The organism is Enterococcus sp. DIV0691 (genome assembly GCF_051711145.1).
Taxonomy (GTDB): domain Bacteria; phylum Bacillota; class Bacilli; order Lactobacillales; family Enterococcaceae; genus Enterococcus_B; species Enterococcus_B hirae.
In genome coordinates this window covers 794,210-817,841 of the sequence record NZ_JBIOLY010000001.1, presented here as the reverse complement: position 1 = coordinate 817,841, position 23,632 = coordinate 794,210, and the positions used below count along the sequence as shown (strand labels likewise).

The 23,632-nt window shown below is 37.1% G+C and carries 26 protein-coding genes and 1 tRNA gene; 4 read left to right on the top strand and 23 right to left on the bottom strand.

The window, feature by feature from the left end; translation table 11 throughout:
* Window positions 1-2 precede the first annotated feature (2 nt).
* From rfbD to map, 10 genes are all read right to left on the bottom strand, one after another.
* Window positions 3-851 (bottom strand): dTDP-4-dehydrorhamnose reductase, encoded by an 849-nt coding sequence (gene rfbD, locus IGJ11_RS03755; RefSeq protein WP_053766096.1) that lies wholly within the window; start codon window positions 849-851, stop codon window positions 3-5.
* Window positions 852-1,036: 185 nt separating this feature from the next.
* Window positions 1,037-2,065: a dTDP-glucose 4,6-dehydratase gene (gene rfbB, locus IGJ11_RS03750; protein WP_010719743.1), complete on the bottom strand. Its 1,029-nt coding sequence runs from the start codon at window positions 2,063-2,065 to the stop codon at window positions 1,037-1,039.
* A 21-nt stretch (window positions 2,066-2,086) separates the two neighbouring features.
* Window positions 2,087-2,659, bottom strand: coding sequence for a dTDP-4-dehydrorhamnose 3,5-epimerase (gene rfbC / locus IGJ11_RS03745; protein ID WP_010719744.1), 573 nt, complete (start codon window positions 2,657-2,659; stop codon window positions 2,087-2,089).
* A 14-nt stretch (window positions 2,660-2,673) separates the two neighbouring features.
* Window positions 2,674-3,540, bottom strand: coding sequence for a glucose-1-phosphate thymidylyltransferase RfbA (gene rfbA / locus IGJ11_RS03740; RefSeq protein WP_010719745.1), 867 nt, complete (start codon window positions 3,538-3,540; stop codon window positions 2,674-2,676).
* 88 nt (window positions 3,541-3,628) lie between these two features.
* Complete coding sequence (locus IGJ11_RS03735; protein ID WP_178286540.1) at window positions 3,629-4,345, bottom strand: glycosyltransferase family 2 protein; 717 nt, start codon at window positions 4,343-4,345, stop codon at window positions 3,629-3,631.
* 13 nt (window positions 4,346-4,358) lie between these two features.
* Window positions 4,359-5,183 (bottom strand): glycosyltransferase, encoded by an 825-nt coding sequence (locus IGJ11_RS03730; RefSeq protein ID WP_178306105.1) that lies wholly within the window; start codon window positions 5,181-5,183, stop codon window positions 4,359-4,361.
* Window positions 5,180-5,980, bottom strand: a complete 801-nt coding sequence (locus tag IGJ11_RS03725; protein ID WP_010719748.1) for a glycosyltransferase — start codon at window positions 5,978-5,980, stop codon at window positions 5,180-5,182. The genes IGJ11_RS03730 and IGJ11_RS03725 overlap by 4 nt, the downstream gene beginning before the upstream one ends.
* Window positions 5,980-7,110 carry a glycosyltransferase family 4 protein gene (locus IGJ11_RS03720; protein WP_010719749.1) on the bottom strand — a complete coding sequence of 377 codons (1,131 nt, stop codon included), beginning with the start codon at window positions 7,108-7,110 and terminating at the stop codon, window positions 5,980-5,982. Before IGJ11_RS03720 ends, IGJ11_RS03725 begins: the two co-directional genes overlap by 1 nt.
* A gap of 68 nt (window positions 7,111-7,178) precedes the next feature.
* Complete coding sequence (locus tag IGJ11_RS03715; RefSeq protein ID WP_010719750.1) at window positions 7,179-8,102, bottom strand: YihY/virulence factor BrkB family protein; 924 nt, start codon at window positions 8,100-8,102, stop codon at window positions 7,179-7,181.
* Window positions 8,103-8,128: 26 nt separating this feature from the next.
* Entirely contained in the window at window positions 8,129-8,893 is a 765-nt protein-coding gene (gene map, locus IGJ11_RS03710; RefSeq protein WP_010719751.1) for a type I methionyl aminopeptidase, read from the bottom strand.
* Between the two features lie 158 nt (window positions 8,894-9,051).
* Here map and IGJ11_RS03705 point away from each other — a divergent pair, with 158 nt between their 5' ends.
* Window positions 9,052-9,492 (top strand): flavodoxin, encoded by a 441-nt coding sequence (locus IGJ11_RS03705; RefSeq protein ID WP_010719752.1) that lies wholly within the window; start codon window positions 9,052-9,054, stop codon window positions 9,490-9,492.
* Window positions 9,493-9,681: 189 nt separating this feature from the next.
* On the opposite strand, the gene IGJ11_RS03700 is transcribed toward IGJ11_RS03705, so the two are convergent.
* Window positions 9,682-10,251 (bottom strand): TetR/AcrR family transcriptional regulator, encoded by a 570-nt coding sequence (locus IGJ11_RS03700; RefSeq protein WP_010738183.1) that lies wholly within the window; start codon window positions 10,249-10,251, stop codon window positions 9,682-9,684.
* Window positions 10,252-10,509: 258 nt separating this feature from the next.
* On the opposite strand from IGJ11_RS03700, the gene IGJ11_RS03695 reads away from it, so the two are divergent.
* Window positions 10,510-11,742 (top strand): aminopeptidase, encoded by a 1,233-nt coding sequence (locus IGJ11_RS03695; protein ID WP_010719754.1) that lies wholly within the window; start codon window positions 10,510-10,512, stop codon window positions 11,740-11,742.
* Between the two features lie 317 nt (window positions 11,743-12,059).
* On the top strand, window positions 12,060-12,455 hold the full coding sequence (locus IGJ11_RS03690) for a hypothetical protein (protein WP_034867835.1): 396 nt from the start codon (window positions 12,060-12,062) through the stop codon (window positions 12,453-12,455).
* A 61-nt stretch (window positions 12,456-12,516) separates the two neighbouring features.
* Here the strand turns inward: IGJ11_RS03690 and IGJ11_RS03685 are convergent.
* A tRNA-Arg gene (locus tag IGJ11_RS03685) sits at window positions 12,517-12,590 on the bottom strand.
* Window positions 12,591-12,742: 152 nt separating this feature from the next.
* On the opposite strand from IGJ11_RS03685, the gene IGJ11_RS03680 reads away from it, so the two are divergent.
* On the top strand, window positions 12,743-12,907 hold the full coding sequence (locus IGJ11_RS03680; RefSeq protein WP_207433123.1) for a hypothetical protein: 165 nt from the start codon (window positions 12,743-12,745) through the stop codon (window positions 12,905-12,907).
* Between the two features lie 158 nt (window positions 12,908-13,065).
* On the opposite strand, the gene IGJ11_RS03675 is transcribed toward IGJ11_RS03680, so the two are convergent.
* The 11 genes from IGJ11_RS03675 to sfsA all read right to left on the bottom strand — a co-directional run bounded on the left by IGJ11_RS03675 (window position 13,066) and on the right by sfsA (window position 23,517).
* Entirely contained in the window at window positions 13,066-14,247 is a 1,182-nt protein-coding gene (locus IGJ11_RS03675) for a GNAT family N-acetyltransferase (RefSeq protein ID WP_207433121.1), read from the bottom strand.
* A gap of 145 nt (window positions 14,248-14,392) precedes the next feature.
* On the bottom strand, window positions 14,393-14,806 hold the full coding sequence (locus IGJ11_RS03670; RefSeq protein ID WP_010719758.1) for a DUF3284 domain-containing protein: 414 nt from the start codon (window positions 14,804-14,806) through the stop codon (window positions 14,393-14,395).
* Window positions 14,806-14,988 (bottom strand): DUF3188 domain-containing protein, encoded by a 183-nt coding sequence (locus IGJ11_RS03665; protein ID WP_010719759.1) that lies wholly within the window; start codon window positions 14,986-14,988, stop codon window positions 14,806-14,808. Before IGJ11_RS03665 ends, IGJ11_RS03670 begins: the two co-directional genes overlap by 1 nt.
* Window positions 14,989-15,015: 27 nt before the next feature.
* Window positions 15,016-15,237 carry a hypothetical protein gene (locus IGJ11_RS03660; protein ID WP_010719760.1) on the bottom strand — a complete coding sequence of 74 codons (222 nt, stop codon included), beginning with the start codon at window positions 15,235-15,237 and terminating at the stop codon, window positions 15,016-15,018.
* 63 nt (window positions 15,238-15,300) lie between these two features.
* A complete protein-coding gene (locus IGJ11_RS03655; RefSeq protein ID WP_010719761.1) occupies window positions 15,301-16,758 on the bottom strand; it encodes a PTS sugar transporter subunit IIC in 1,458 nt (485 codons plus the stop codon).
* A gap of 124 nt (window positions 16,759-16,882) precedes the next feature.
* Window positions 16,883-17,203 carry a PTS lactose/cellobiose transporter subunit IIA gene (locus IGJ11_RS03650; RefSeq protein WP_010719762.1) on the bottom strand — a complete coding sequence of 107 codons (321 nt, stop codon included), beginning with the start codon at window positions 17,201-17,203 and terminating at the stop codon, window positions 16,883-16,885.
* 25 nt (window positions 17,204-17,228) lie between these two features.
* The gene (locus IGJ11_RS03645; RefSeq protein WP_010719763.1) at window positions 17,229-17,546 is read right to left on the bottom strand and encodes a PTS sugar transporter subunit IIB; all 318 of its coding nucleotides are present in this window, start codon (window positions 17,544-17,546) and stop codon (window positions 17,229-17,231) included.
* 154 nt (window positions 17,547-17,700) lie between these two features.
* A complete protein-coding gene (locus IGJ11_RS03640; RefSeq protein ID WP_207433119.1) occupies window positions 17,701-20,403 on the bottom strand; it encodes a sigma 54-interacting transcriptional regulator in 2,703 nt (900 codons plus the stop codon).
* A gap of 64 nt (window positions 20,404-20,467) precedes the next feature.
* Window positions 20,468-21,757, bottom strand: a complete 1,290-nt coding sequence (locus IGJ11_RS03635) for a DEAD/DEAH box helicase (protein WP_010719765.1) — start codon at window positions 21,755-21,757, stop codon at window positions 20,468-20,470.
* Between the two features lies 1 nt (window position 21,758).
* Window positions 21,759-22,772 (bottom strand): Gfo/Idh/MocA family protein, encoded by a 1,014-nt coding sequence (locus IGJ11_RS03630; protein ID WP_207433115.1) that lies wholly within the window; start codon window positions 22,770-22,772, stop codon window positions 21,759-21,761.
* Between the two features lie 16 nt (window positions 22,773-22,788).
* Window positions 22,789-23,517 (bottom strand): DNA/RNA nuclease SfsA, encoded by a 729-nt coding sequence (gene sfsA / locus IGJ11_RS03625; protein WP_178286552.1) that lies wholly within the window; start codon window positions 23,515-23,517, stop codon window positions 22,789-22,791.
* Between the last annotated feature and the right edge of the window lie 115 nt (window positions 23,518-23,632).

Here is a 23,632-nt window from a genome sequence, read left to right as displayed (position 1 = left end):
TGCTATTTCAAACTTTCAGCTGCTTCCAACATTTTTGCTAATGCTTCTTGCCATGTCGGAATGACAAAGCCTAGATCTTCTGCTTTCTTTAGACTCATCACAGAATATTGTGGGCGAACTGCTTTTTGTGGATACTCTGCTGAAGTGACTGGTGCTACTTCGACATCCGTATCTTTTAAGATTTCTTTGGCAAATTCATACCATGAACAGCTATTATCATTGGATAACTGATATACGCCATAAGGTGCTTGTTTTTCAATCACATATACCATAAATTCAGCAAGTGTTCGAGTCCAAGTTGGGCGACCATATTGATCATTAACAATAGTTAAACGATCATGCGTTTCGGCTAAACGTTGCATTGTAAAGACAAAATTATGTCCATAAACACCAAATACCCATGAAGTACGGATAATATAATAGTCTTCTAAGATTTCTTGAACTGCTTGTTCCCCTAGTAATTTTGTGCGACCATACTCATTCAATGGGTTAGTTGGATCGTCTTCGCGGTATTCTTGGTCTTTCTTTTTGCCATCAAAGACATAATCCGTACTGATATATACTAATTTAGCATTCACTGCTTTTGCAGCCAATGCCACATTTTTAGTTCCATCAACGTTAATCTTCTCATCTAATTCTTTGCCTTCTTCTTCTGCTTTATCAACGGCTGTATACGCTGCACAATGAAAAATAATTTCTGGCTTTAAGTTTGTAATATACTCCATTGTTTTTTCTGCATCAGTAATATCCAGCTCAGCAGCATCAGTTGACACATAAGCCATTCCTTTTTCATCTAATAAATGGCGTAATTCCGTTCCAAGTTGACCATTTCCTCCGGTTAATAAGAACATTCTGATCTCTCCTCTTTTTTGTTTTAAAAAGGGGTCTGCAACATCTGTCACAGCTCCCCTTACAATTGCCAATAAACAATTCCTATTTTTATACTAATTTTTTTCTGCACGTTTTACAACTTCATGCGTGCCTTTTTTACCCGAATTTTTTGAGAGTTCATTAAATCCGGCTTATTTATCATCATTTATTGACCATTTTTGGCATAGGCTGCTTCCACAGCTTCTTTTTCTTTCTTCCACCAATCTTGGTGTTCTTCATACCATTTGATTGTATCAGCTAAACCATCACGGAAGTTGGTAAATTCAGGTTGCCAACCTAGCTCCTCACGTAACCTTGTCGAATCAATTGCATAACGTAAATCATGTCCTGCACGATCGTTGACATGGTCGTAAGCATCTTTGGGTTGTCCCATAAGTTCCAAAATCAATTCCATGACTGTTTTGTTATCTTCTTCCCCATCGGCACCGATCAAATAAGTTTCACCGATTTTTCCTTTAGTCAAAATCAACCAAACCGCAGATGAATGGTCATTCGTATGGATCCAATCACGAACGTTTTTTCCTTCACCATATAGTTTTGGACGTATACCACTTAAAATATTAGTAACTTGACGAGGAATAAATTTCTCAATATGTTGATACGGTCCATAGTTGTTTGAACAATTTGAGATCGTTGCTTGCAACCCAAATGAACGAACCCAAGCTTTCACTAATAGATCAGAGCCCGCTTTAGTTGAAGAATATGGACTTGATGGATTATAAGGTGTTTCAGCTGTAAATTTTTCCCCTTCGCCTTCTCCATGACCTGGTAAATCTTCACGTAAAGGTAAATCCCCATACACTTCATCGGTGGATACATGATGGTAACGAACATTGTATTTACGACAAGCTTCTAACAGGGTGTACGTACCAATAATATTGGTTTGGACAAAAGGAAATGGATCTTTTAGCGAATTATCGTTATGTGATTCTGCTGCATAGTGGACTACGGCGTCTGCTTCTTTGACTAAACGATCCACTAATTCTGCATCCGCAACATCACCAACGACCAATTCTACACGGTCACTAGGTAGCCCTGCTAAGTTCTCTTTATTCCCAGCATAAGTCAATTTATCTAACACCGTAACATGAACCTCTGGATGATGATTGACCACATAGTGGACGAAATTTGAGCCGATAAATCCGGCACCACCAGTAACAATGATATTTTTCATATAAAAATTCTCCTTGCAATCCTAAATTTCACCATAAACAAATGGATTTTCTGCTTCAAACTCTTTTAAAGTTGGATGATGCTGATCCTTTTCAGACATAATCGCTTTGGAAAGATCGATAGGCCAATCAATCGCTAAGTCTGGATCATCAAAGGCAATCCCACCATCAGCTTGTGCATTGTAGTAATTATCACATTTGTAAAGAAAATTGACATTTGGTGTCAATGTCACAAATCCATGAGCATAACCTTTAGGCACCAAAAGTTGTCGATGGTTGTGTTCAGATAAGATAAAGCCTTCCCATTTACCATAGGTTGGACTTCCTTTACGAATATCGACAATCACATCTAAAACAGCACCAGAAGTTACCCGAATCAATTTCGTTTGTGCTGCTTCTCCTTTTTGGAAATGCAGTCCGCGGATAACACCAGCTTCTGCCGATAATGAATGATTATCTTGAACAAAATCAAAATCTAAACCATGTTCAACAAATTTTGCTTTGGAATAACTTTCGGTAAAAAAGCCACGATGATCACCAAAAACATCCATTTCAATGATCTTCACATCTGTTAAATTAGTATCAGTTACTTTCATTACTTCAGACTCCCTTAATTGTTGGCCAACTGTAAAAGATATTGACCATATTGATTTTTTTTCAACGGTTGAGCTAATGCAAGTAATTGCTCTTTAGTGATATATCCCATTCGGTAGGCGATTTCTTCTAAGCAAGCTACCTTGAGATTTTGACGTTTTTCAATCGTTTCAATAAATGTGGATGCCTCTAGAAGAGATTCATGCGTGCCAGTGTCTAACCAAGCAAAACCTCTACCCATCAATTCAACAGATAGTTTTCCTTTTTCTAGATAGACTTTGTTTACATCAGTGATCTCTAATTCACCACGTTCAGAAGGTTTGATGTTTTTCGCAATCGAAATAACATCATTATCATAAAAATATAACCCTGTTACTGCATAATTTGATTTTGGTAGTGCAGGTTTTTCTTCGATTGACAGAGCCTGCATCTTTTCATCAAATTCTACAACACCAAAACGTTCTGGATCATTAACGTGGTAACCAAACACTGTTGCTCCAGTATCTTTAGAAGCAGCGCGTTGAAGCATTTTAGATAAGCCACCACCGTAATAGATGTTATCTCCTAAAACTAAGCACACACTATCATCACCGATAAATTCTTCACCGATAATAAAAGCCTGTGCTAGCCCATCTGGACTTTCTTGCACTGCATACTCAATTTGTAATCCTAACTCTGCCCCATTACCAAACAGTTCTTTAAATCTTGGTGTATCTTGAGGAGTAGAGATAATCAGGATTTCTTTGATACCCGCTAGCATTAGTGTAGACATTGGATAGTAGATCATTGGTTTATCGTAGACTGGCATCAACTGTTTTGAAGTTGCCTTAGTTAGAGGGTATAAGCGTGTACCACTTCCCCCAGCAAGAATGATTCCCTTCATGAGTATAAATTCTCCTTTTCAATTTAAAATTCACCTTGTTATTATCTCATCAAACTTGTTATTTGTCATGGAATTATTAACGATTTAACTATCTTTTATTAATTCCAAACCATTTTCTCTTCACAAGCGCCTTGATCAGATTCAACCGCCAGGTAATTTTTTGGGTTAGTTTAGTGTTTGTTTTGATTTCACTCACATTAAAATCATGTCTACGATAAAGTGTCAATGTTTCTCTAATAAACCCAACACGAGTTCCACCTAACATTCCAATCCACATATCATGCATTGGTACTTCAGAAGGAATCGGTACTATTTTTTTCTTTAATGAAGATCGAAAAGCCATGCCGGCACCGATATAATTACTTCGAATCAAATTATTGAGCCAGCCTGTTCGGGAATGCCGATAGGAAAAATACGACGCGTGTATCTCATTGAGTTGACCATCCACAATCACTAGATCACTCACTACTACTAATTGTTGCGGATTTTCTTCAAAATATGCGGTGATCTTAGCCACCTTATTAGGTAGCCAAACATCATCTTGGTCTGCTAAAAAAATGATGTCACCTTTAGATTGTTGAATGGCATGGTTGAAGTTGGCAATGACACCTTGCCTTGGTCCTTCAACAAATTTGATTCGATTGTCTAGTTGCGTGTATTCCTTTATAATTTGACAAGTTTCATCTGTCGATCCATCATCTGAAATAATCAATTCATCCTCAAGTGTCAGTTGGTTTAAAATACTATCCAATTGTTCTCTTAAATATCTGCCACCATTAAAGGTAGCCATACAAACTGATCGCACAAATTCACACCCTTCAGTTTTCAGTAAATGATTGTAATGTCAAACGCCATATTTTACGATTTCTGACTGTTAAAAATTGTTTTACTGTACGTAACAATAATTGTTTTCGATGACGCGGTAACATTTCTTTATCATAATTTTGATAAAAAGTTTTTTCAGCTTTCAGTATCGACTGATACCTTGTAACAGAAACTTTCTGATAATCAAGAACTGAAAGATCATGTTCCATTTTTTCAGGTAAGATAAAAACCGTCTTTTTGAACTGATAGATCGTCCAAAAAAGCCAATGATCCAAGAAATCAAGGGGAAAATCTAAATTAAAACCGCCAATTTCCTTTAAAAATTTGATAGAAAAAACAGCGCCCGAATTAATCGCCATGATTCGTCTTTGACTGAGCTGTGATCGCTCAACCTTTTCAACTTGACGATTGATATAGCGATCCGCAAAAACAGGCGATATTTGGTTGCTTCCAGCATAAACCAACGGAACTGCTGCAACCAATTCATCTGTCCAATCAATCGTTAATAGCGTATCAAAATACGTTGCAGTCAATTGACTATCATGATCGAGTGTAACGAAATAGCGAATATTCTGCTGTGCATGATTCAACGCATAATTATAAGCCGTAGCCAGACCAGGATTTGATGGATCATGATAGTAGCTTATATCTTCGTTTTGTTCTAATAATGGCTCCAATTGCATAACGGGACTATTATCATAAACAACCAGTTGGATCTTCTTCTCTTTGACAGCTTTCATGAGCAGATCAAAAGAAGGCGATTGACTAAAACGCTGCTGGTATAATACGATAACGACTACTATTTTGGGTATGGTCAAAAGAAAGTCCACCCCCACTTATTGAAAAATTTCACCATTGACTGTAAAAAGATACGAAAAAGTTTAAAATTGCGATGAGCGCCTTTTCCATATAAATGAACAATCGTATATAACGGCGTATAAAGGAGTTTTTCTCCTGCTTTTTCAAAAGTTAAGCAAAGATCATTATCTTCAAAATACATAAAATAGCGATTATCAAACCCGTTGACTTTTTTAAATTTATTGACATCAACGACCATAAAACTACCAGAGATCATACGCACGTAGCTATTGGTTGTTTCTGACAAATCATGGCATTCGAATTTTGCTAAACGTTGAGCAAACAACTGCTTGACAAAACGAGCCGGAATAAACCGCAATACATAATCGAATACATCTAATTTTTGGCGAATCAAATGTTGTGTCGTTCCATCTTCATTCAATATTTTAGGTGCTAACATGGCACATTCTGGATGTTCCTGCAAAAGTTTGACCAAGTCAACGACTGTCTGCTGATCCACCAGAATATCTGGGTTAAAGATCACAGCATAAGAAAAGTCACTCGTTAATAAATTATGGTTATGTCCATAACCAAATCCTTTATTTTCCTGATTAAAATAGATTTTGACAAACGGATACTTTAGATATTCTTTCAATCGTTCTTGGTAGTCAATCGACGAAGCATTATCGAAAATCAAGATCTCAACCATGGCTTGGTCATTTATGCTGGCTAGAAGCGTATCTAACGTTTGAAAAATCTTTTGACTATTAGCCGTTACGATGCTAATTAAAATCGGTTGTTTTTGATTTATTTTCATTAGTGTCTAGTCCATTTCCTTTTATATTTCTGTATGACTTGTGTTCGATATTCTTTATTGCCTAAAAAACGTAAAGTTTTAAGAATGTACTGATGCTTCTCGTTGATCAATCCAATCAACTCAAACAATAAAATAGCCGCAAATAGCATCGAAACGATCAAAACAATCGAACCGAGACGCCCAGTATAGTTCATGATCATGGCAGTGAATGAAAACATCAATGCCATAGCATAAATGGTCAAAACTGCTCCTTTATGCGTAAAACCTAGACTCAATAATCGATGATGTAGGTGTTTTTTATCTGCTGTAGAAAAAGAGACACGGTTCGCTTTTCTGCGAATAATCGCAAAAAATGTATCTGTTACTGGAACGCCCATCACAATCAATAATGAGATAGAAGAAACAAATGTTACATTCTTCAGACCTTGTAGAGAAAGAACAGCCATCATAAATCCTAAGAACAATGCCCCAGTGTCTCCTAAGTAAATTTTGGCAGGATAAAAATTATAAGGAAAAAAGCCAATAATGCTTGCCACTAAACAGAATATGACGATTGGTATGTATACTGTAGAAGCATGTAGGAAAAAATATCCGATAATACCAATTGTAATCAACCCGATCAACGAGATTCCGGTTGCCAAGCCGTCTAATCCATCAATCAAATTAATTGCATTAGTGATACCGAAAATCCAAAAAATGGTCACAGGAAAACTCAGCCAACCCAATTCGATATAACCAAAAAAGGGCAATGTTACTGAATCAATGTGAATATCTGCCACAAAATAGACGATCAACGCTGCTAATAAGATCCCGACGGACTTTTGTTTAGGCGTCAACTCGTATTTATCATCCAGTACTCCCGTTAGAATGATCACTAAGGAAGCTAGTAAAATAGGAATGATATAAAATTTGGGAATGATGTCACGAAAAAACAATAAGGTGGATACGACAAATGAAATAAAAATGGGTAGTCCCCCAGCTGAAGGCATAGGTATTTCATTAATACGTCGCGCATTCGGTTTATCCACCATTCCGGTTTGGACAGAAATAATTTTAAATATGGGCGTTAGTACTAAAGATAACAAGATTGTTAAAAAAAATTTGACAACCATACTAAATGAAACAAGCATATTGGCACCTACTTTAATTAAGAGTCTAGAATTATTATAAAACACTCAAGCAATAAAAACTCGCAGTTCTATTTTTTTTTATGAGAAAATTTATTTTTGAAACGAATCCACCATTTATTTGTGGAAACTCGTCTTTTCTTGATTTCGTTACCTGTTATGTATTCTTGCACAACAGCATTGATGATTCCGCCAAATATAATGATTGTAGCAGCAAAATTGAGCCATAGCATCAAGACGATGAAACTCCCGATGATTTGGTATCCACTGACTCTTGTTGCAAAGTATTTTGCGTAGATTCCAAACACCTGAGATAGCAACATCCAGCCGACAGTAGCAAAAATCGTTCCCGGAATCACTGCTTTTAGTTTTAATTGCGCATTCGGTACTATCACATAAATCAAAAACATAATGATAAATAAGACAACTAAGGTAATCGGCCATTTCAAAGTTTGGAACTGGATGATCACATTGCCAGAAAAATTAAAAATCGGTTGGAGCGCTTCAAGTATCATTTGACCCAGTCCTAAAAAAATCGTTACTCCACTAATCGCAATCATGAAAAGCAAAATCACTACTAATGAAAAGAAACGGACGATCAAAAAATTCTTTCTATTTTCTACACCATAAGCCTTATTCATGGCAATTTGTAAAGCGTTGATACTTTGACTGGCAGACCACAAAGCAGCTAAAGCAGATAACGACAACAAGCCACCGGAACTTTGCGTTAACAAATTTCGAATCGCAGGACCGATAAACTGATAGACCGTCTCAGGGATGATTTGCCGCACATAAGTCAATACTGTCTCTTGATCGATCTTTAGAAATGGCAAAATATTACCAAACGCAATAATTAGGGGAAATAAAGACAATAATAAATAATACGCCACAACAACTGACGTGGTACCCATTTCTGAATCAGTGATCCGTTTTTTTGTTGTTGCAATAAAACGCATTAAATTTTCGTTTTGCTTTATTTTCCCTAATAATTTCATCAAATTCTCCTTATTGATCTAGCTTCTCAATACGTACCTTCTTCACCTTGAGAAGTTAAGATTCTTGGTCCATCTTTCGTAATTGCCAGTGTATGTTCATATTGGCAAGACAAGCCACCATCTCTTGTATAAGCAGTCCAGCCATTTGGATCCATTTTCATTTTCCAAGTTCCAGTATTAACCATTGGCTCAATGGTAATAACCATCCCTTCTTTTAACCGTAGACCTTTTCCTGCTTCACCATAATGAGGGACAGCAGGTTCTTCATGGATCGTTGGACCCACACCATGACCAATAAAGTCACGGACAACCGCTAAGTTTTCACTTTCAACATAAGTTTGGATAGCATGACCAATGTCGCCAATTCGGTTCCCAACTTGCGCTTGTTCGATTCCTAGATACAAAGCTTTTTTTGTCACTTCCATCAAGCGGTCAATTTCCGGTGTTGACTCTCCCACTACATAAGCCCAACAAGAATCAGATATGCCGCCTTTTAAATCGATACACATATCCACTTTCACTAAATCGCCATTTTTCAGCGGTTTTTTACGTGGAAATCCATGACAAATTTCGTCATTGATGCTAATACAAGTCGCATACTCATAGCCTTCAAATCCAATTTGAGCCGCAATCCCACCATGGCTTTCAATATAGTTACGAACAAAAACTTCAATATCCCAACTCGTCACGCCTGGTTTGATAAAATCTCGCAGATTTTTATGTACATCCGCTAACAACGCGCCAGACTCAGCCATTGTTTCAATTTCTCGTGCTGATTTCAATGTAATCATATTTTCGTCTCCTTTTTACAAATCTTCCTCATTTTACCATAGTGTCCGGTCGTTCGCCAAATCAGATTCTCTTCACATGACTTGTTTTCTTTTAGTAAAGGTTTTGGTATAATCTGTAAATGTTAGAGGATCATATATCAATAAGTAGGAGGCAACCCATGGCTTTAGCAAAAATCGTTTACGCAAGTATGACTGGCAATACAGAAGAAATTGCTGATATCGTAGCAGAAGCTTTTGAAAATTTAGATATTGATGTTGAAATCAATGAGTGTACTCAAGTGGATGCAGATGAATTTGAGGATGCAGATATTTGTGTCGTCGCAACTTATACATACGATGATGGTGACTTACCAGATGAGATCGTAGACTTATATGAAGATTTACAAGAACTTGACTTGTCTGGAAAAATCTATGGCGTTTGTGGTTCTGGAGACACTTTTTATGATGAATTTTGTAAGTCCGTAGATGACTTTGATGCTGCCTTTGCGAAAACAGGAGCAGTCAAAGGAACAGAAAATGTTAAAGTTGATTTAAACGCTGAAGAAGAAGACATCGAAAAACTCGAAGCATTTGCTAAGGCGCTTGTTTCAAAATTATAGGCCAAAGCAGTCAGCTCACAGCTGAGAACTTTTGGCAAAACTTCAATTATTTGATAAAAAGAACGTGTGATGCTGGAGAGAGTTAGCGTCACACGTTCTTTTTATCATGTTTTTAGAAGCTTTTTTAATTTCAAAAAATCAATGTGTATGTTTGAGAAAGACTTTCGAGAAATACTTCAAGTAGTTTGTTTAATTCACTTGGATCGTTTCTTTCGTATTTAGCGTCGCATTGATGCTATCTTGGATCATTTTTTCAATTTGTTCCTTGGTCGGATGAATGATACTTGAAGACATCAGTGCCGCTAATCCTGTAGCGATGATCCAAATTGTGTTATGCAAAGACTCAATTTGTTCCGCAGATAGATCAGCATACTCTGGATCTTTCTTGACCGTCTCGACAAAATAATTATAAGAGAAGTTTTGCATCTCCCTTCCCCCACCATATTCTTCTAAGTACAGAGAACTGTATAATTTTTTCTCTCGATTGGCAAAATCAATATAGTTTACAGCTAAATCGATAATGGTATTTCCTGTATGTACAACTGGGAACACTTCATGCTTCAAGTACTCGTAAATCTGAGCAAATAAGGCTTGCTTCAGATCATCCATGTTTTTGAACTCAAGATAAATCGGTTGAGTCGAACAATTCATTTTATTTGCAATATTCCTTGCCGTAAATTTTGAAAATCCTTCTGTGGTAGCCACTTCAAAAGCGGCTGCCAAAATCTGATCTTTTGTGATCGTCTTTTTTCTTGCCATAATTTTTTAATCTCCTTGAAATTATTTATAACGCTTCCACCATTGATTAATTTAATTGTAACATGATTATTTTGTTATGCACAACTTGTTTTTTTATTTTTAAAAAATTACTTTAAAAACAATCAATTTTATAAATTTTAGACATCATTTAGAAGAACACCCATTTTTTTATTTTACGATTCTGGCAGATTGTCTCTAAAAGAATTAAATGTTATCATACAAATAGCTATTGGATGAAACATTAGGAGGAAATGGATTATGTTAGAAAATTTTAATGAGAACCTCGAAAAATATGCACGATTAATTGTTGAAACCGGCGTAAACGTCGAAAAAGACCATACAGTTGTTTTACAAATCAACGTCGATCAAGCCCCATTAGCTCGCTTGATCACCAAAGAAGCCTATCGTTTAGGTGCAGCTGAAGTGATCGTACAATGGACGGACGACGTGATCCAAAAAGAATTTCTTTCTTACGCTGCACAAGACCGTCTTGAAACTGTTCCACAATATAAAATTGATCAGACTGATGATTGGATCGCTAAAGGTGCTAGCCGAATCAGTGTTGTATCTGCCGATCCAGATGCTTTTGGTGGCGTAGATGGAAAACGAATCGCTACGTATCAAACTGCCGCTGGCAAAGCAATGATGAATCTAAGAAAAGCGACCCAAGCAAATAAAGTAAGCTGGACTGTAGTCGCTGCGGCTGGTAAACAATGGGCAGCTAAAGTTTTCCCAGATTTACCAGAAGAAGAACAACTGGATGCGTTATGGGATCAAATTTTTAAAACAACTCGTATTTACGAAGAAGATCCTGTACAGGCTTGGAAAGAACATGATGAAAAATTAGCAAAAAAAGCCGATGAATTAAATCAAGAACAGTTTACTGCCCTGCACTATACTGCCCCTGGCACAGATATCGTCATTGGTCTACCAAAAAATCATCTTTGGGAAGGCGCAGGAAGTTACAACTCCCGTGGAGAAAAATTCATGGCAAATATGCCTACTGAAGAAGTGTTTACTGCACCTGATTACCGACGGATCGATGGTTATATCTCTAGTACAAAACCATTGAGCTATGCAGGTACGATCATCTCAGGGATGAAGTTTACTTTTGAAGCTGGAAAAGTCATTGATTTTTCTGCTGAACAAGGTCAAGAAGTATTGGAAACCTTGCTCAACACTGATGAAGGCGCACGCTCATTAGGAGAAGTAGCGCTCGTTCCCGATCCTTCGCCAATTTCTCAATCGGGTATTATCTTTTACAATACTCTATTTGACGAAAACGCGTCGAATCACTTAGCTCTAGGATCTGCGTATGCCTTTAGTGTCGAAGGTGGTACTGAAATGACCGATGAAGAACTTGCGCAAGCTGGTCTTAACCGCAGCCAAACCCATGTTGATTTTATGGTTGGTTCTGACCAAATGAATATTGACGGTATCCGTGAAGACGGTTCTACTGTTCCAGTATTTAGAAATGGTGACTGGGCTTAATCTGATAAAACGATACAAAAAAAGAGGAGAAATCTTAAACGACCTCCAAAAGTTAGATTTTTGGTCTAACTTTTGGGGGTACTACAGACTTCTTCTCTTTTTTGTGATGATTATTTCTATTACAGACAACACTTTTCCCCGCTACTCACTGAAAGATGGTCGAATAAGCGATTTTTTGATCCTGTTGTTCAAGTTTTTTATAAAAATTATTTATACTATCTATCACGAAATTCTATTAATACATTTTCTGTTTTTTGATAAGATTGACAAAAACAACATTTATTATTAAAAATTAGAAAAAATGATGGAGAGATAGTATGCCCTTTATTGTTTATTTTTTTGTCTTACTATTAACGCTTTATATCCCTCTGCCAACTGCGTTATTGTTTTTTCATCGTTTAGCTAATCAACATGACCTGCTCACAACAATCCACAAATTCATTTTGCTATTTTTGGTTTGTTTAGATTATCGGTTCAGTTTCTACTGTATTTATCAATGTAAAATAAAGAAACAATACTACTTGTACCTTATCTTGATTAATATTATCGAATTAGGCATCCATTTTTATTTACTGGTCAAATACCAAACAGTTTGCTTAACTATCATCACTTTGAGCCAGTTATTATTGCTTATTTGTATGTTTACTTTTCCTTTATCAAAAAAATTTAGAAAAGCTGTCTTTCATTCACCAGAAAAATCGAATGTAGCGTAGAAAACTATCTTGGTCCCACACAAACAAAAAAACCTGAACCACAACGGTTACAGGTTTTTAACGTTCCTGACTGGAATTGAACCAGCGACCTATCGCTTAGGAGGCGATTGCTCTATCCTACTGAGCTACAGGAACAAGTTCTCAATAGTATTATTTTAGCTTGTTTAGGAATCACATGCAAGCTTCTCTTAGAAAAATCATTTTTCTTCCTAAGCAAAACGTTTCCACTAGCTTTTGACGAGTGATAAAATAGAATTATCCAACAAGTGATGAGGGAGGTTTTATTTATGAATGACAAACCAAAAGAAGAAGTATATGCTGAACGCTTTGATGCTTCTAAACAAGAACGAGAACAACTATCAAAAGAAGCCATTAAACAGCATGAAGATGAAAAACCTCAGAAAAAAGAAAGTCGCAAATTCAAGTTTACTAAAAAAGAAGATTTGCTGTAGAGAAATGAGATAAATCAGTGGCAAAAAAGCAATCTGATTTTCAGAATGATATCGAAAAAATTTCAAAATAACTTTTTATACGATAACGCCCTCCAAGAATTCGTCGAAAACCTTGGAGGGCGTTATATGCGTTGAGTAACAAACATTTTACGTTCATTTTAAAAATAATCATTTAGAATAGGTTGCTGACTTGGAAAGCATGGCGCCATTTCTAATAGAGCTTCAGTTGACAATTGGATGTGATTGTAAAAAACAAGGTCTTCCATCTGACGATACCCCATTAATAATTGAGTCATGCGTTGAATGGTTCCACTGATGGTTGGTAATTTTGTTTCTGTTACTTTTTCAATTTTCACCTCTGCATTTGATACAGTGATCTCAAAGATCCCTTCATTCCACTGTGCGTAAGGATCTTCTGTTACCTCTAAAGCAAAAGTGAGCGCTTGTTTTTTGAAAGGATAGTCTTTCAAAAACAACTCAAGATCAACAATTCTGCCCATCATATATGGCGTGATCGTCATTTGTGCAAAAGGATTTTTAAGCAAATAATTTTGATCACTACCTGAATAACCACAAGCATAGTCAAAAGAAGCAAACGCCCCACTATGGGAACTAACAAACCTCACTAATCCTTGAAAGGCTTCATGATTCAAATAGCCCCATTCCACTACTACAAATGTTGGTGCGGTTAACTGGTAAACCACATATCCCGTTGCTTGACCAGATTCATTGTAATACAGCGCATAATGATTATCTGTCTTTTGCTTAAACTTATAAGTATACCACCAGTCTTCTCTACTTAATCCACCACGTTGATTCACTGGCATTTGTTTATAAATCATTTCTATGACTTCTTTTGCTTGTTCAAAAGTCACTCGTTTCATTTTGCCAGCCGTCTTTTTCACGTTCGGTACATCTCGACTATCCAATTGATAATTGATTTTATCAAACAATTGCTCATAACCGTAGCGACGATAAAATGGGTAAGAAAATGGAGCAAGATAAGAAAGACTTACTTTTCTTTCACGGCAATCTTTTAAGATTTTTTCCATGATTTGATTGATCCCGCCTTGTCCCCTAGCTTCAGGATAAGATGCTACATAACCGATTCCTGCCATTAAATACTGTTGCCCATAAAATTCAACAGAAAAAGGCGTCGCCATTACTTGGCTAGTGAGTTGCTCTTCCTCGTCAAAAAAACCATAATTCCATGAATTTTCAACGATCAGTTTGAATCGTTCACGTCTTGCAGGTGTATCCTGCGCATTAAATGCATAGGTTGCTAGTTCAAACATCGCTTCTTGATAAGCAACACCAAGTTCTTTTACTTCATTTGCCATTTTTGTTACCCCTTCCATCAAAAACAATAAAAAATTGTGTCAAGTTCAGTGATCCAACCATAGTCACTTTATCAAAATAAAAATGTTATTTCAATAAATCACTATTTAGCTGAATCAACTGCTTCTTGCCACAATTAGTTTTTTACTAGTAAGTTTCTTCGATCATTACTAACATTTTTTTGAAGCGACGTTTTTTAAAATACATCAACATCGTTCCTAAAATCATATCATTCAATTTTTGTAGCATCCCATATGATTGCATTTGTTCCGTATAACGTACTTCGCAGGTTTTATCATCTAACGCTTTGATTTGATAATGGACGACATAATCATTTTTTGTGGTAGATGTTCGAAATTTATACGACTGATTTTCAATAACTTCCTCGATCTTGATGCGAGCGCGGCTATTTTGTGAGAATTGTTTGACGTATTCAAGGTTTTTAAGTTGTTTACGAGTAACCGATTTTCCAGTCGCTTTACGTACATCAAAAAGGACAGAGTCCATCACTTTATCATAGAAAAAGGATGCTGGAATATTTAAAGTTTTAACGATTTCCATTAGCTATTTTTCCCCTTTGCTTCTTCTCTTTTTTTCCCTTTTAAAAAGAAATGTATACCTAAACCTGCCAGAAATAGTCCTGTAGCCATACTATACAAATCATAGTTTTGCGAACTAGGATTTAAACAATACAATACGATCAGTGAACCAATACTACATAAAAATAAGCCGTTTTTCATCATTTTGAACCCTTCCTATCTTACAACCAGTTAAACTGCTGTTGCTTGAAAATATAAAACAGTGCCCCATGGTTGTGCTTTGATTAATGCTTTTGCTTTTTGTGCTGCTGCTTCTTTATCTTGTGCGCTCGTCTCAAAAAACAATTTGATCCCTTGTTTTTCTTTAAATGTATATGAAAAGCCATCTTCATTGTAACCTTCTAATAACTCTTTGATAGCATCTTGTTGCATGGCACTTGCGATTGAAATCATTTTAGTTCCTCCTAGATTATTGTTTAGAGAGCAGAAGCAAAAAATGCTTCTGCTCATTGATTTTTATTGTTCGCCTGCTGCTGGATCCATCTTATTCGCTGAGATAACGAACGGTGCCCAGATCAAGAAAGTAACAACCATACATACTAATGTCACGATTGGCGCACGCCAGTCTGCTCCGGTAGCTAGGAACGAGAGTAAGAATGGTGGAACAACCCATGTGACTTGTTGCGATACTGGGGCGACCAAACCAAAGTAAGTTGCTCCCCAACCTATAGCTGTTGCAACAACAGGTGCTAATAAGAATGGGATGAACATGATAGCGTTCAATACAATCGGCAAACCAAACATAACTGGTTCATTGATGTTGAAAATACCAGGTCCGATCGACAATTTAGCAACTGTTAAATAATCAGCACGTTTAGAAAGGAGTAAAATAGCAATCAATAGAACGATCGTACCACCAGAACCCCCGAACCAAGCGAAGGCATCAAAGGATCCACGAACCCACATATAAGCCTTACCATCTTCAATTGCATCTAAGACTGCAGGTGTTCCTGTTTTTCCATTGTAACCTTTTTGGAAAATATCGATATTGATCAATTGTGCTTGACCCCAAATTCCTTCTAAAACTGGAGCTAATACGTTTGGTCCATGAATACCAAAGAACCAGAAGATCTGAACAAAGACCGTAACGATCAATACAGCACCGATCCCTTGAGATAATCCCAAGAAGGGTTCAGCTATATATTTTTGAACTAAATCAATGATCAATTGTCCGTCAGCGATACGGCCAACGATATAATTAATAATAGCAATGACATATAAAGCGATCGTTGCTGGCAGAATTGCGGCAAAAGCCTTCGATACTGCTGGTGGTACAGAATCTGGCATTTTGATCGTAATGTTGGCTAACATTAATTTACAGAAAATAATGACAGAAATAGCACCCATGATCATGACTGTGAAATAAGAGTTTCCATTTAAATGATCAAGTTTTAGCCAACCCCAAAGACCAACAGATAAATTTCCATCTGCGATCGTTGCCCCTAATTCTGTTCCATTGATGGCATCAACGATATTTTGCGGAACATTCACGTTCAAAGCGGCTGACAATGAAGGACCAAAAGAAATTCCTTGGATCAAAGTTGCCAGACCAACGATCCCTCCGGCTAGGTCATTGACCCCATAAGCTCTCGCAAGATTGTATCCCCAAGAAAAGGCAAAAATCAAGCCGGCAATTGCTAAAGTTCCATTCCATACAAATCCATTAATTCCAATAATAACATTTAATACTGCAAAAATTCCTTTGTCCGCTGCTAAACTATCTGCATACGTACTATTAAATTGCTGTGGTAAATCTCGAATAATTGCATTGATCATTACAGCGACTGATCCCGCCATTGTTGCAGGTAAAGTACCGATAAAAGCGTCACGCAAAGCAACTAAATGTTTCTGCGCACCAATTTTTGCGGCAACCGGAAGGATGTATTTCTCCATCCAATTTGTTAATCCGTTCATTTTTATATCCTCCTATAAGTTGTTTATATAAAGAATTGCTTCCTCATACCAAATTAAAAAAATCCGTTCAAAATTTTTTCTTCTTCCGTTCAAAAAAGAAGGTTCTATTTTCATTCATCTGTCTTTATTCGACATTGATTCTTCGGTAAAGTTCAATAAGTTCTTCTGCTAAATCAGTAAAAGCAATCGACGTCATTAAATGGTCTTGACTGTGTACGGTCAATAACGTGACCTGAACATGGTTTCCTTGTGCTTCTTGTGTCAACATTTGCGTCTGTGAATGATGGGCTTGGACTAATGATTCCTTTGCATCCATTATTTTTTGATCCGCTAACTCGAAATTACCTTTTTTAGCCGCAGAAATCGCTTCCATTGCATCGCTCTTGGCATTACCACCAAACATGATGAGTCCCATGATGGCTTCGAGATTTTGTTGATCTTCCACATTTTTCCCTCCATTTCCTATAGATTTATTGCATCAAATTTTCGGCTTGTTCTAGTACTTTTGCACCATTCATCATGCCGTAATCTTGCATATTGATTACATCTAGCGGAATCCCTTTCGGTGCTAATTTTTGCTCAAATTGAGCTTTCATAAACCGGACTTGAGGTCCTAAAAGTAAGACATCGACATTTTTTGCTTCAAGATTATTATCAGCGTCTGAAGCTGAAACAGCAAAAATATCTGCCTCCATTCCCTTTTCTTCTGCAGCTTTTTGCATTTTCGTAACTAGCAAACTTGTACTCATCCCCGCAGAGCATACTAACATAATCGTTTTTTTCGCCATTTTCTCCACTCCTTTTAATTTTTTTTACACATTTTTATAATGCAAGAAGCATGCCAAACAAAAAAAGAACCAAAATAGCGTTTTCATAGCCTTTGGTCCTTCTTTTCTGTGCGCACACTGATGTTATCTGTGTAAAAAAATAGATTAGTGTGTTTTATTTTTTAATTTTATTTTCAATAAACATTTGCGTTAAGAAGGCAATCTCATTTTCTGGGATATTCACCTGATATTTCCGTTCCAATCCAATAAGATTCGTTCGAACGATGTCCATTTCTAAACGATAAATTTTTGAGAAAGTAGACAGATTCTCAAATTCTCGGGTCTTCTCATGCTTGATCAGTCCATCCAGTAAAAAGGCTAAATGAATCACGATCCCAATGTCTACTCCTGGCTCTACTATAATTGAGAGATCCGTTTGGATTTGCTGGATGTTTTTTTGTAAAGAATGGATCAAAATCTCTACCGAAGAAATCGAATTTAAAGAATCTTTTAATGAATCAACGATTTTGGCAGTTGGAACTTCATCATCAGCGATCCGCTTGAGCATATTCAATTTCTCATCGTTGAAGACATCATACGCTGAGAAAAACGGAATATTTTGGTAATCCACATCTACCGTGCCCGCAATGGCTTTGATCTCATATTCTTCTAATAATGCATCAATGTGTCGCTTAAATGATTCTCGTTCTAAAAACTGCATTTGGATCACTTCGACCTTTTTCTGGTCGATTACAGGAACAATCCGCTGGTATAATTTAGCTGCTACACCTTCCCCAGTAAAACAAGTAACGATCACCGCTTTTTTACGTTCATAGGTCTCAGTTTGTTCTTCTTTGAATTGGTCCTTGACGATCGTTTCAAAGGAAATCTGGATACTTTGATAGATATCTTCCAAGCTCCGACCAACATTCGCCATCCGTAATGCCTCAATCACGATCATCGTACTACTCATTGTAATTGCTTTCGTTTTGATTCCAGTCTCTTCAAAAATCAAGTCACCAAAGGTATTTAAAGAACCCATATCCGTCAGTAAGATCAATCCATTCGTCAGACTTGCCTGACGATTTTGAACATAAGCCAGCACTTCTTCATACATCGTTTGGACTTCCATGGCTAACGGCATATTAAATGCTGTACCTAATTTCGTTCCTAATAATTCTTGCGCCATTTCCAACATACTTGAGGCGGTTTGTCTGCCGTGCATCAAAACTAAGACCTCAACTTTATTTTCTTTTACTGGTTCACTTTCGCCAAGATTAATGGAAAGAAACATACTGATAAAACCAATTTCGTCAAACGGAATTTCAATTTGTTGTTCTTCTTCAATGATCGTAGATAAATCAATGGCTACTTGAAATTCCTTTTTAAAATTTTTGCGTACGTTGTTGAGATCAGGATGAACAATCATGTGTCCTTCTTTGACCCGATCCAATGTACTTTGCAAATGAAGGGCAAAGGCAAATCGAGCTTTTTCATTGTAGATTCGATCCAACCTAGCTTCTGCAACATCGTATAACTCGTTGGTTAACCGCCAAATATCATCTGGTAACAGATCTTTTGGAATCGTACTCTTTGTCAACTCTTTGACATAAGTTTGGAAATAAGCATCCACATCTTTCGAGATCAAAGTTTCTAAATCAATACTTTCGACACCCGTTTCTGATAAAGAAAGCATTTTTTCTTCGATATCATTATAGACCTGCATGTTTCGTTCTGGATCTTGTGACCAAACAACATCAGCAAAACCAGGCTCAAAAGTCAGGTATTGACTCTTACTATCCATAAAGCGATCCAAACGTTCAGGTACTTCTTTGATTTTCAACAACCCTTTTTGTACTTGGAGAGACAGTTCTTCTTTACGAATGATCAGTTTTTCTTCATTATGTGTCCGATAATGTAAAAATGACTTCGCACATACTAATTTCAAATCACGCTTGACTTGTCCGATATTTCCTTCTGCATCATAAAGCATAAATGCCAAAATGGCTTCTTTTTCGATATCTATACGTTGATTCAAACGATTGGCTTCTTGTTTGATAAATAAAGAAATGATTTCATAACGTTCATCTAATGAACGAGAAGCCAAATTTGGTAATGTGATTGCCATAGGAATTCGGCGATTAAAGGTTGTCAAAAAACTTTCGGATGACTCGGTGGTTGCTCCAATGATCTGAACAGATGCTTCATGGACGTGGGCGCTTTCTCCCAACGGACGATAGACCCCTTTATCAATAAAAGTAAACAACATTTCTTGTCCTTCTGGTGGTAAACGATGAATTTCATCAAGAAACAAGATCCCACCATTCGCTTTCGCAATCAACCCTTGACTATCTTGCGATGCCCCAGTATAAGCTCCTTTTTTGATTCCAAAAATATGTCCAAACAGTAACTGTGGATTCTGCGCATAATCCGCACAGTTAAAGGAAACAAAAGGTGCATCTTCTGAGAGCATTTCAGAATCAATCGCAAAATGATACATACATTCTGCAAACATCGATTTACCCGTTCCTGTCTCACCAAAAATGATTGTATGCAATCCTCGAGGAGGATATAATATGGCTGCCTTAGCTTGCTGGATGCTTACTTTCAAAGAATCATTTTCACCAACTAGTGTATCAAACGTCACTTGGGTCGATGCATCAACGTGAACTTTGTCAGAGGCTGTTTTTTGCGGAGGCAATGAATAGACGACTGGTCTGCCGGAACTTTTGATAATATAGCGGTCTTTATAGAGATCGCTGAGATATCGACTTGCATTACTTCGATCGATTTTTAGATGTTTTGCCACATCACTTGCCGTCAATCCTTGCTGTTTCTCATGCAATAGATCCAATATTTCTTCTTGTCTTTCGTTCATACAATCTCCCACTATCCTCAAATAACGCTGATTGCGTTTTCAATATAATAACACAAAAAGGCGCTTATTTGCGCCTTGCTCCTTTATTTTTCTGCTTTTTTTGTTTGTTTTTAAGCTTTTTCTTTGGCGTACTATTTTTTTCAACTTGTTCTTTTTTCGAAGGACCAAATGGAGCAGTTTTTTTTGTATTTTTGTCATTGACTTCTTCTTTTTGTGAGAGTTCTTTTTGTGGCAATTCTTTGACTAATTGTCCACCATGAAGAAAAATCTCTTCCATATCAATCGCCATATGACGTGTTAATTTTTTCAACTCTTTAACTGTATGATCTTGCACAAACGTGATCACGGTTCCGTCTTTCCCCATCCGTCCGGTTCGCCCTGAACGATGCAGATAAGCTTCTTCCGTTAAGGGAATTTCGGCATTCACAACATAAGGTAATTGTTCGATATCTAATCCTCTGGCTGCTACGTCAGTCGTGAACAACATCGTGATTTTTTTATTCTTGAATTGATCAAGTGCTGCTTTACGTAACAATTTATTTTGATCGGAAGCTAAGCTGCCAACTGAAACACCACGAAATTGTAATTTTTCTTCCATTGTCCCTAATTCATTGAGTTGGTTGAAAAAGACTAGTCCATGAAAATCTGTGACATAAGCAAGCCGTCTCAAATACTCTTCTTTTTTACGAGGTGGTATCCTTAAATAGTAATGTTGCTGACCTTTTCTAGAGTCATCGTCTTTTGTGACATCAACAACTGGGATGGAAGCCTTTGTGATTTCTTCAATTTTACTGATTGAGCGATCAGCTGTTGCTGAGAAGAATACTAATTGATAGTCCACAGGGGCTTGTCGCAAAATTTGTTCCACTAATGAACGATTCCCCTCATCAAACAATTGATCTGCTTCATCAAAAACAATCGTTTGCAACTGATGAGCTTTTAATTTTTTGGTCTTCATCAATTCCAGCACCCGTCCAGGAGTCCCTACTAAGACTTCTGGTCGTTTTTTCAAACCTTCGATCTGCCTTTTGACGTTAGCTCCGCCCACAAGTGATTGGACTTTTAATGCCAATCCTTTTGACCACTCACGAGCCACTTCTGCGACTTGAATTGCTAATTCTTGCGAAGAAACAAGGATTAGTAAAGTACTTCCCCCCTCTTTAGGGACATTCAGCAGCAAAGGTAAAAGATAAGCTAATGTTTTGCCTGAGCCGGTTGGTGAAATACCAATAATTGATTCTTTTTCTTTAAGCGGTTGAAAAGCAGCCTGTTGGATCAGAGAGGGTGTTTGAAATCCCTTTTCCTGCCATTTTTCTTGCCAAGCTTGTGGAAAGTTTTTTACAAATTCATTCATTTTAAAAATCGTCCTCATTATCGGCATCAAATTTGATGCCACCATTTATTCTAAGATCGTAAACTACTTGGTTCACATTGCGAGCAAGTTCGATCCATTCTTCATATCGTAATCCCCAAGCTGGATCGTTTGGATGATTGATCACATTGGCAAAATCAGCTGCCTCTTCTGCCATGGGATTTTCAGCTGCGGTAATTGCTAATGCATCAATTTCCTGATGTTCTCGATCATGGAACTCTGCTTTTTCAATCGCATTGACCCCGTTCATGACTAATGTTCCTGAATTAAAGTAGATTTCTGAAGGTAAGTAAGAATCACCGATTTTACCAGGTTGAATCGTGACATCAAAGGTCTCATAACGCAAGATCCCCCAACCCAGTCCATCAACACCAGTTGAGATTTTCCGTGGAAAATAATGAACTTCTGAAGGCATCCCAAACCATCCTATCGTAGCATAAACGAGATAAATGCCCAGATCCATCAGCGCACCACCAGAAAAACGGGTAGAGAAAATATTTGGTACTTCTCCTGCTAGTACTTGATCGTAACGAGAAGAATATTTCATATAACTAAAGTTGGCACCGAGGATCTCATCTTTCAATGGAAGATAGTCAGCAATTTTTTTGAATCCTGCTTCATGGATGTTTCGTGCAGCTTCAAAAAAATAAACATTTTTCTCATTCGCTAGATGAATGATCTCATCCATTTCTTTAGGCGTACTAAATGCCGGTTTTTCAACAATGACATTTTTTCCTGCTAAAATGCCTTGTTTTGCTTGTTGAAAATGCAGGCTGTTAGGCGAAGCAATGTATACCGTATCAAGATGTTCCAGACCAAAAAAAGTTTCTAAATCTGTCGCATAGGCAATATCTCCCTCATACTTGGCGCCAAATTCTTGTGCTTTTTCTAAATGTCTCGAATAAACTGCTGTTAATTCATATTGTTTCGTGCTTAATGCTGCTTGCACAAATTGATGGGTGATCCAGTTGGTACCAATAATTCCTAAATTGATCATTTCATTTACCTTCTTTCTATTTATTCGGGTCTTCAAACGATGCCTCTACATCAAATGGTATGGCTTGTTTCAAATTGACACAATCCGCTGTTACCTGACAATTATAGGCTAAAACATTCACGCCGTTTAACTGTCCGTAGCGTATGATATTGGCTAACTCCGGTTGCATTGCTTCGTTGATTGTTGCCAGATGAAGGTGTTCAAACTGTGCGATAAACAACACGTAAGTTTCATAGCCTTCCTGTCGCGCTTCCACTAATTCTTTCACATGTTTTAAACCTCGTAACGTTGGCGCATCAGGAAACGCCCCAATTCCTTTATTTTCTAAAGTCATTCCCTTTACTTCGACGAACACTTTTTTTCCTGAATCTGTTTCTAAATAAATATCAAATATGGACTGTCGATAGCGGACTTCACGCTTGAACTTAACGATTTTTCCGATCAACGATGGCAACTGGATTGTTCCAGATAAAATTCCTTCTAATGCCAAACGGTTGGGAAGTTGACTATCGATATTGAACCAGTTATCCCCTTTTTTCACAGCAATTAAATCATAATCTGTTTTCCGTTTTAAACTAGGTGTATATGCAACCGCTACTTTCGCTCCTGGGAGCAGGACTTCTTTACCTCTTCCAGTGTTTTTCACATGGGCTACGATCACTTCTCCTTGTTGGTTCAAGCAATGAGCGATGAAACGATTCGGTCGTTCAATAAAAAAAGCGATTTCTACTTGCTGGTACTTCAAAAACGGTCACCTTTCTTCCTACTATGTATCCTACCATAATTTCACAAAAAACTCTTGAAAAACCAGTCGAAAGTCCTAGAGAAATCTTTATTTTTTTTAGGTACAATGAAACTGA

Excerpts from the sequence above, each read along its gene's own strand:
- rfbD (WP_053766096.1), bottom strand. The coding sequence starts at position 851 with ATGTTCTTATTAACCGGAGGAAATGGTCAACTTGGAACGGAATTACGC.
- rfbB (WP_010719743.1), bottom strand. The coding sequence starts at position 2,065 with ATGAAAAATATCATTGTTACTGGTGGTGCCGGATTTATCGGCTCAAAT.
- rfbC (WP_010719744.1), bottom strand. The coding sequence starts at position 2,659 with ATGAAAGTAACTGATACTAATTTAACAGATGTGAAGATCATTGAAATG.
- rfbA (WP_010719745.1), bottom strand. The coding sequence starts at position 3,540 with ATGAAGGGAATCATTCTTGCTGGGGGAAGTGGTACACGCTTATACCCT.
- IGJ11_RS03725 (WP_010719748.1), bottom strand. The coding sequence starts at position 5,980 with ATGAAAATAAATCAAAAACAACCGATTTTAATTAGCATCGTAACGGCT.
- IGJ11_RS03720 (WP_010719749.1), bottom strand. The coding sequence starts at position 7,110 with ATGCTTGTTTCATTTAGTATGGTTGTCAAATTTTTTTTAACAATCTTG.
- IGJ11_RS03715 (WP_010719750.1), bottom strand. The coding sequence starts at position 8,102 with ATGAAATTATTAGGGAAAATAAAGCAAAACGAAAATTTAATGCGTTTT.
- map (WP_010719751.1), bottom strand. The coding sequence starts at position 8,893 with ATGATTACATTGAAATCAGCACGAGAAATTGAAACAATGGCTGAGTCT.
- IGJ11_RS03705 (WP_010719752.1), top strand. The coding sequence starts at position 9,052 with ATGGCTTTAGCAAAAATCGTTTACGCAAGTATGACTGGCAATACAGAA.
- IGJ11_RS03700 (WP_010738183.1), bottom strand. The coding sequence starts at position 10,251 with ATGGCAAGAAAAAAGACGATCACAAAAGATCAGATTTTGGCAGCCGCT.
- IGJ11_RS03695 (WP_010719754.1), top strand. The coding sequence starts at position 10,510 with ATGTTAGAAAATTTTAATGAGAACCTCGAAAAATATGCACGATTAATT.
- IGJ11_RS03690 (WP_034867835.1), top strand. The coding sequence starts at position 12,060 with ATGCCCTTTATTGTTTATTTTTTTGTCTTACTATTAACGCTTTATATC.
- IGJ11_RS03680 (WP_207433123.1), top strand. The coding sequence starts at position 12,743 with ATGAATGACAAACCAAAAGAAGAAGTATATGCTGAACGCTTTGATGCT.
- IGJ11_RS03675 (WP_207433121.1), bottom strand. The coding sequence starts at position 14,247 with ATGGCAAATGAAGTAAAAGAACTTGGTGTTGCTTATCAAGAAGCGATG.
- IGJ11_RS03670 (WP_010719758.1), bottom strand. The coding sequence starts at position 14,806 with ATGGAAATCGTTAAAACTTTAAATATTCCAGCATCCTTTTTCTATGAT.
- IGJ11_RS03665 (WP_010719759.1), bottom strand. The coding sequence starts at position 14,988 with ATGATGAAAAACGGCTTATTTTTATGTAGTATTGGTTCACTGATCGTA.
- IGJ11_RS03660 (WP_010719760.1), bottom strand. The coding sequence starts at position 15,237 with ATGATTTCAATCGCAAGTGCCATGCAACAAGATGCTATCAAAGAGTTA.
- IGJ11_RS03655 (WP_010719761.1), bottom strand. The coding sequence starts at position 16,758 with ATGAACGGATTAACAAATTGGATGGAGAAATACATCCTTCCGGTTGCC.
- IGJ11_RS03645 (WP_010719763.1), bottom strand. The coding sequence starts at position 17,546 with ATGGCGAAAAAAACGATTATGTTAGTATGCTCTGCGGGGATGAGTACA.
- IGJ11_RS03640 (WP_207433119.1), bottom strand. The coding sequence starts at position 20,403 with ATGAACGAAAGACAAGAAGAAATATTGGATCTATTGCATGAGAAACAG.
- IGJ11_RS03635 (WP_010719765.1), bottom strand. The coding sequence starts at position 21,757 with ATGAATGAATTTGTAAAAAACTTTCCACAAGCTTGGCAAGAAAAATGG.
- IGJ11_RS03630 (WP_207433115.1), bottom strand. The coding sequence starts at position 22,772 with ATGATCAATTTAGGAATTATTGGTACCAACTGGATCACCCATCAATTT.